This is a genomic window from Parabacteroides sp. AF27-14, assembly GCF_003635425.1.
In the GTDB taxonomy this organism is placed as follows: domain Bacteria; phylum Bacteroidota; class Bacteroidia; order Bacteroidales; family Tannerellaceae; genus Parabacteroides; species Parabacteroides distasonis.
In genome coordinates this window covers 689-1723 of record NZ_QTLZ01000062.1, presented here as the reverse complement: position 1 = coordinate 1723, position 1035 = coordinate 689, and the positions used below count along the sequence as shown (strand labels likewise).

1 protein-coding gene is annotated in these 1035 nt (G+C 51.2%); it reads right to left on the bottom strand.

What is annotated here, in order from left to right:
• Window positions 1–664, bottom strand: a 664-nt coding sequence (locus tag DWY79_RS22360) for a transcription termination/antitermination protein NusG (RefSeq protein ID WP_370450011.1), incomplete at its 3' end; no start/stop codon positions are given.
• Window positions 665–1035 lie beyond the last annotated feature (371 nt).

Sequence of the window (1035 nt, the reverse complement as noted above, 5' to 3'; positions counted from 1 at the left end):
CGTGCTTGCCCTTGGTGTTCAGCTCGATCAGCTCATACTCGCCCGGCTTCACCTCCAACAAGGGGACCCACATGCAATCGAGGATACGCGCCATGACATCTTTATGCCCGCCACCCGGCTGGATCACCACCTCCGCCTCCATACCGGTAAAATAACCGGACGTGATACGCACGCGATCACCTTTTAGCAGGCGATCGCTGTCAGGAACGTACACCGGAAGCTCGTTGGAATAAGATTCAGCCACCCAACGTAAATTACCCATCTCGTCATCCGAGAGATAAGGGAAATGAGTCATGCCTCCGGAAGAGACCCGGGGAAGGAAATTGTATAGGGGAAGCGTACGCTTCATCTGGAAGATCTCCTCCACGGAGGACCGGATAAACACGTAGTTGAACAGCAGGGGCCGCTTCGTGTTTACCATCTTTCCGTCCACCTTCCTCACCTCCACATAGGAGGGGGCGAAATACTCGAACAACGTCTCCCCACGACGCTCGCGCCGGGAAAGCTCGGCATCCAAGCTTTTAGCGGGGCTGATCCTGTCGCGTCGTGCCACACCCGTAGTAGGAAGCGTGAGCACGTACCAGCGTACAGTCTTCAGGTCATGACGCTTGCCAACCCGCGCCGTACCCCTCTCCGAGCGACCGTCTCTCAAAACATTCATCATTATGATTATCTTTTCCTAAGATTATATCAAGATCTCCACTCAAGCCTCACGACAATTCAAAGCCCTACCAAGAGCACCGTATTTACTCCTGATAAACAACACTTTATGTCTTTAAAAATGGCTTTTCTGAAAATCACCATCGCTTGAAATATTAAGCTACTTGGGAAGTAGCGTAAAAGGTAGGAGAATGGTTATTACCCAGTTGTAGAGACGGGGCGTGCCCCGTCTCCCACAGACTGGTAGTATCTTTAAATTACCCTCTTGAGGGGATGAGACGGGGCACGCCCCGTCTCTACAAGAATGTATGTTCGATTTTTGGAAGGGACGTGATGATGTAGGAAATACGAGATCATTTCGTCTCTATTGCCATG